The following is a 6,168-nucleotide window of genomic DNA, read 5'->3' as shown; positions in this document are numbered from 1 at the left end:
GTGGTAATTTTAGTATAAAACCCAGTTCCAAAGATTCCAGTTTAAAAATTATAAAAACAACGGAACAGGCCAGCCCGGGTTACTATACAGTTGCTTTAGATAACGGGGTTAAGAGTGAATTTACGGCTGCCCAGCAAGTGGCAGTTGAACGTTACCACTTTCCAAAGGGCAAGGAAGCATTTCTGACTTTAAACGTGGCATCGGCATTTAACTCTGTTTATGATGCGGTTTATGAAATTGTATCGCCCAGGGAAATTAAAGGTTATGTCTGGACCGGAACAACCTGCGATGCAGGAAGGGCAAAAATCTATTTTGATCTTAAAACCAATCAGGCCTTCAAGAAGATATCCGGTATAAAGCACATACTGGAACTCTCCTTAGGAACTGCGGATGATCGCCCTGTAGAAGTCAGAATTGCATTGTCTCCGCTCAATACCGAAGCCGCTGCACTTGAAAATGATCAGGTGGCTAAGTTCAGTTTTCAGAAAGTAAAATCTATGGCAGAAGAGCAATGGGAGAATTTATTGGGAAAGGTTAAAGTTTCTGGTGGAAGCAATGAAAACCGGACTCTTTTTTATACCTCCTTATACCGGGTTTTTTTAAGTCCGGCGAATACGACTTCCAGAGACCATCGTTATCTGGCCACTGATGGTACAATTCAGGAAGCTAAAGATTTCACCTATTACAGTTCCTGGTCTATGTGGGATTCCTATAGAACCAAGTTTCCACTGATCGCTTTACTGGATCCTCAACAAATGAGGGATATGTGTAAGTCGCTGAGCCGCCTGTATGTATATGGAAAGAAACCCTGGGCCACTCCGTTTGAATCCACGCCAACAGTGCGTACTGAACATACCGTAGCCGTGCTTCTGGATGCCTATAAGAAAGGCATTACAGACATTGATCTTCCCCTGGCCTATAACGGCATAAAGAAAGAAGTAGACAGCCTCGAAAAGAAGCGTCCGGATCAGATGCTGGAAACCTGTATCGATCTGTGGGCAATGGGAAAGATTGCGGAAATTGAAGGCAATAAGGCCGACGCCATAAAATATGGAGATCAATCTACAGATCTGTTCGACAGCGTTTGGAACCGATATTTGAAAAATGTGGACGGTTCTTTTGCGAAAATGGGCAACAATGGATTGTACCAGGGTACAAAATGGCAATACCGGTGGGCATTACCGCAATATTTTGACAGAATGGAACGGACGTATGGTACTGATGGTAAAGATACATTGGGACAGCAGCTGGCTTATTATTTTGATCATAACCTGTATAATCAGGGAAATGAGGTGGGGATTCACGCACCTTTTATCCTAAACCGCGCAGGCAGACCAGATCTTGCCCAAAAAACAGTAATGGATATGCTGACCAAAGAAATAAAGCACCTTTACGGAGGGAATTCAGAATATGAGAAGCCGGTTTACAGTAGAATATTTAAAAATGATCCCGTTGGCTTTTTACCGGAAATGGACGAAGATGATGGAACCATGTCGGCTTGGTATACCTTTTCTGCAATGGGTATATTTCCCTTAGTGGTTGGCGAGCCCTGGTATGAAATCACCTCACCGCTCTTTAAAGATATTGAAATTAAGATGGGCAAAGGTAAAAAGATCAGGATAGAGACCATCAACAGGCATTCTTTGGAAGATCTGATAAAATCCGTAAGCTTTAACGGCCGAAAAATCACAGATTTTAGAATAAATCATAACGAATTGATAAAAGGGGGAACGCTTTTGCTGCAGTATTGATCCTGATCAGGATGAGGTGCAAAAAAAGCATCGTTATTGGGCAATATAGAACAAATTTTAGCGGTTTAAAATTGTTTTATTTGAATATCGATTTACAATTGGTTAGTAATCCGAGACAAGAATGCTGGGTGGTATTGGGACTTCGAATATGACTTCGTTGTCCCACCGGCATTTAGAGGGGCACTGCAGGAGAATTTCGCGATGAAAAGACACACAAAAAACAACCATATGAACAGATGTTTTACCCCCCTGATCAGGATTCTTGCCTCCCTGATGATGTTACTTAGTTATTGCAGCCTGGCACATGCGCAGGCCATTAATTTGAAAACACGTTACTCTTCCATCAGTATTGATGGAAAAGGTTATATCACCTCAATCAAAGATGTGAAAACCAAGAAAGAGTACAATCCTAAAGGACTTTCTTCTGCTTTGATGAGTCTTTCTAATGAAAAAGGATATATTTTCCCTAACAAGGCAAGCTATACACCAAAGAGAAATGAGATTGTACTTACTTTTACAAATGGCTCACAAGCGCGGATAAAGGCAGAACAGAAAAAGGAATATTTTCGTTTCCAGTTGCTCTCTCTTACAAAACAGAAAGAGGTGGATAATATTGTATGGGGACCCTATAAGACCAATATTTCCAAGACAATTGGAGATGTGATTGGCGTAGTTAGGGACGACAATTTTGCTATCGGAATGCTGGGCTTGAATGACAATACCACCGGTGGGCCTCCAACTGGCGGAGATATGTCATTTATGTATTATTTTATTCATTCTCCAGACCCGATAAAGTATCCGTTACCGCCAGATCTTAAAGAGGGGCAAACATTTACGATTGGGGGCGATGGTCATAATGATGTAGCTTTTTATTCTCATCCAGAGGAATATTATAGAATGAATTATGGAAATGCAGCACGCCTGGAGCCAAAATTTGGATCCATAATATGCATGCATTCCAGAGACAGGAGGAAGGAATACATGATCCGCTTCCCGGTCTTGCCGGATAACCTGGACGGAAAGGTAAATTCTGCCAGGTATCAGCTTGTAACTCCAACAGATGCAGTATTTATTGGCTCAGCGATGGCTTTATATGCCTGTCCTGACTCGCTTGGTTTGAATACAATTGAGAAGATCGTTTTAGCAGAAGGGCTGCCTCATCCGGAAATAGATGGAAAATGGATCAAGGACCCAAAAGCTTACCGTCCTGACGTAGCGTGGAGCGGTGCTCATGACAGCCTGGTAAACTATATACAGCGCCTTGGACTTAAATCAGTTCAAGATGAAGGCATGGGTGAATATTATCCCAATCGGGCAAACAGGTGGGCTGGGAAAAAGGTCAGTTTCAAATCTGCACCTGATATGACCATTCCAGAATATGGGGCGCTGATGAAAAAAAATGGAATAAGATGGGGTTTGCATACGCTATGTGAATTTTTGCAGCCAGGCGGCAACAGTGATGTGTCACCAGTGCCAAATGATAGTCTGGCCATCATGCAGCGTACCGTAATTACCAAACAGCTTTCTCCACTTGATACAGTTATAACTGTAGCAGACCGTGCATACTTCAATGAATTTGGTGGCTGGGAAGGAAACCATACCAACGTACTCAAAATAGGCAAGGAGCTTATAGAATATAATGGTATAACAGAAACCAAACCTTATACCTTCCTGAATGTTAAGAGGGGATTTCATGGCACTACCCGTGGATCTTTTGCTTCCGGAACAACCATTGTAAAACTGCAGCCTAACTGCTATCATGGATTTGCACCCGATATGAACCTGCAAGAGGTCTATGCCGATTTTTATGGGAAGTGGTTAACAGACGGTGGTATGGACTATATCGATTTTGACGGGCTGGAGAGCTGCATTTACCAGGGGCATGGAGAATATTCTTTTAAACGTTTCTTTGGTAAGCTTTTTGACAGTTACAAGAAAAACGGCGGTAAATATTTACGTGTAATGGGTAGCGCAGTTGGAGAAGGGAGCTGGCATTATATGAGCGTATGCAATATAGGAGGAGGAGACAATATGTTTAATCCGGTAACCAATAAATGGGGTATTGAGGGGAAAGATATGCGCTATGTGTTCCAAAGCAGTTATCTTCCGGCTACTTTTGGAATTATAGGTCTGGGTAGCGACTGGACCATGTATGATGCAGAAAATCTCCAGGCTAAGTCCATTGGCTGGGATGCCACCTACATGTTGGGTTTAAGCGAACGCAGTGTAGAAAATTGTACTGAAAAAGAGGCCATCTTTAAGGCTTACCGTACCTGGGAAAATTTAAGGAACGAAATGGATTTTTCGAAAGCATTAAAAGAGAAACTAAAGGATCTGAACTACAAATTCCACCTCGAACAAACCGGGAAAAAATCATTTGTACTTTACCCGGTTCGGGAAAGCCGTTTCAGAAACCAGCCATACGCTGCAGATGGTAAATCCTATCAATTAGAAAATGAATTCGAAAACCAACCGCTTGAATTTGCTGTGCGTGTACATGCTGCAAAGAGCGAACAGGCAAATGGAATCAAGATTACCCTTCAGAATGGAAAACAGTTTTTGGTAGACAGAAAACTCTCTGACGGAGAGTTTATTATATATAAAGGAAATTCATTATATACGGCCAACAAATTCAGAAAAAAATTGGAGGAATTATCCTCTGAACCTAACGTGATGTTACCAAAGGGGCAATCTGACATGAAAGTATCTGCATTACATGAAGGCAGTGAAAAAATAAAACTTGAAGTGGTGGTGAGCACTATAGGTAAAGGCGAAAAAATTTAGCCAGGGGAGTCCAGGACCAAAATACATCAGATAAGAGAAAAAGCATGTAATGCTTTTTCTCTTATCTGTTTTAACGTAATGCCTATTTAAAAAGAGGACGTTTTTGTTAAATAAATCTTTTGATACAAAATACTTTTTATGATACCGCAAACATCCTAAGTCAGTGTGACTAAGTCATGTTCAGCCAAATTTGGCACTAATCAATAGTATGATTGAAGCCCATAAATACTTATTGAAGCAGCGACAAAAAGAAAGTAGTTTACGATAATCACAATTTAAGAAGATAATAACAACACAGAAGTTATAGGAAAATTAACCTAATTTCTGTAAGCATTGGGTATATGTTGCCCCAATAGAAATGCTCTTTTGACCTATCCAAATCTGAAACTTATCAAATTTATCGACCTTATCTCTATTGATGATAAACGCACGATGCACCCTGATGAAAGATTTTTCCGGCAATAAATTCAACATTTCAGCAATAGGAACTCTGGTACTTAAAGATTTATTGTCTTCCAGATGCAAGATCGTATAATTACCAGAGGCTTCAAGATAGAGGATTTCATCCACTTGTGTTTTGATCTGTTGATAGCCATCTTTAATGAAAATCGAATTTTGCTGTTTTATACCTTCAGATCCTGACCTCAGATCATGCAATTCCATGGCTTTATTACATGCTTTTAGAAAGCGGGGAAGCGAAAAAGGCTTTAACAAATAGTCTATAGCATCAAGCTCAAAACTTTTTACTGCATGTTCGGAATAGGCGGTGGTAAAAATAACCATAGGAGGATTACTTAAAGACTTGAGCAGGTCCATACCGTTAATGTCTGGCATTTTGATGTCAAGAAAAATCAAGTCAATTTTATTTTGCTGTAAATAGCGGATCGCATCAAAAGCATTTGTGAATGTAGCTTGTAAGGTAACAAAAGGAACTTTAGCGGCGTGTGATTTTACGACATCAAGGGCAATTGGTTCATCATCTATTGCAATGGCATTCATCTGTTTAAATTTTACAGTTGCAAGGTAAGATGTATAAAGAACTCTTTTGCATTTTCTCTGATAATGAGCTCGTGCTTTTCGGGGTATAGCAATGCCAGGCGTTGTTTCACATTCTGTAAACCAATTCCGCTTTTAAACCGCTCCGGGTCATTGACTGATTTTAGATGAATGCTATTGTATACATCAAAGTATAAGGTATCTGAACGGGTTTGCAAGGTGATTTTGATATGTGAAGGATATTGCAGGCTAATTCCATGTTTAAAAGCATTTTCTACAAATGGAATAAGGAGCATTGGAGCGATCTGGAGCTCATTTAATTGTTCTTCGATCTGGGTTTCTATGGTAACATCTGTTGAAACTGAGGTTCTGAGTTTTTGTAGATCAATGTAATTTTTTAAATATTCTACATCTCTGGAAAGTGAAATCTTATCTTCCATATTTTCCTGGAGCATAAAGCGCATCATATCTCCAAGTTTTTGTATCCCTTCGCTGGTGCGGTCTGCATGCTCCTGAAGTGCTGTACCATATAGTGTGTTTAAAGCATTAAACAGGAAGTGAGGATTGATTTGTGACTTTAAGAAATGGAGCGTTGCATCTGATTTGCCCAGTTCAGTTTTTAAAGTAAAAATTTCTT

At 40.2% G+C, this 6,168-nt stretch carries 4 protein-coding genes; 2 read left to right on the top strand and 2 right to left on the bottom strand.

Annotated elements, in window-relative coordinates:
* Both VNZ46_RS08380 and VNZ46_RS08375 read left to right on the top strand, forming a co-directional pair.
* Nucleotides 1-1,751 (top strand): glycoside hydrolase domain-containing protein (locus VNZ46_RS08380; protein WP_325559640.1); only part of this gene is annotated, 1,751 nt, incomplete at its 5' end.
* A 228-nt stretch (nt 1,752-1,979) separates the two neighbouring features.
* The gene (locus VNZ46_RS08375) at nt 1,980-4,535 is read left to right on the top strand and encodes a hypothetical protein (protein WP_325559638.1); all 2,556 of its coding nucleotides are present in this window, start codon (nt 1,980-1,982) and stop codon (nt 4,533-4,535) included.
* 312 nt (nt 4,536-4,847) lie between these two features.
* Here VNZ46_RS08375 and VNZ46_RS08370 read toward each other — a convergent pair whose 3' ends face one another.
* Together VNZ46_RS08370 and VNZ46_RS08365 are read right to left on the bottom strand one after the other, a co-directional pair.
* The gene (locus VNZ46_RS08370) at nt 4,848-5,534 is read right to left on the bottom strand and encodes a LytTR family DNA-binding domain-containing protein (protein WP_325559636.1); all 687 of its coding nucleotides are present in this window, start codon (nt 5,532-5,534) and stop codon (nt 4,848-4,850) included.
* An 11-nt stretch (nt 5,535-5,545) separates the two neighbouring features.
* A partial coding sequence (locus VNZ46_RS08365; RefSeq protein ID WP_325559634.1) for a sensor histidine kinase occupies nt 5,546-6,168 on the bottom strand: 623 nt, incomplete at its 5' end.

This window comes from Pedobacter sp., from assembly GCF_035566355.1.
In the GTDB taxonomy this organism is placed as follows: domain Bacteria; phylum Bacteroidota; class Bacteroidia; order Sphingobacteriales; family Sphingobacteriaceae; genus Pedobacter.
The sequence above is the reverse complement of the archived record's forward strand: the minus strand, read 5'-3'. Positions and strand labels throughout refer to the sequence as shown.